General features: G+C 54.2%; 1 protein-coding gene. It reads right to left on the bottom strand.

The window, feature by feature from the left end; all coding sequences use genetic code 11:
• Nucleotides 1-140 precede the first annotated feature (140 nt).
• Nucleotides 141-325: hypothetical protein (locus tag EXE45_RS21065; protein WP_206750524.1), on the bottom strand; the 185-nt coding region annotated here is incomplete at its 5' end.

Genomic DNA, 325 nt, shown 5'->3' with positions numbered 1-325 from the left:
TTCAGTAATCGACTGATTGACGAGTTGGAAATCTTCAACGAACGCCGATAACAGCGTCCGTAGTTCTGTATTGCGGGTCGGGTCTTGAAATGAGTACGGCCAGTTGTCGGCCAGCGTCGCTATTGACGTAGTAACGTCGGTCATCGTTGCGTGGTTGTGACGGTAATATCACCAGCAGCAACAGTCGCAACGGTGCTGTTGTCGACAGGGTAGATCGGTACCCCGTCTGAATCCGTTGTACTGTCGTCGGTGCCGTCGTTGTTGTCGTCTACCAAGGTTACATCCGCGTACGCAACACCCTCCACCGACTCGGCGCTGGACTCCA

It is taken from the genome of Halorubrum sp. SP9 (assembly GCF_005435015.1).
Taxonomy (GTDB): Archaea; Halobacteriota; Halobacteria; order Halobacteriales; family Haloferacaceae; genus Halorubrum; species Halorubrum sodomense.
This window is presented reverse-complemented; position numbering and strand designations above follow the sequence as displayed.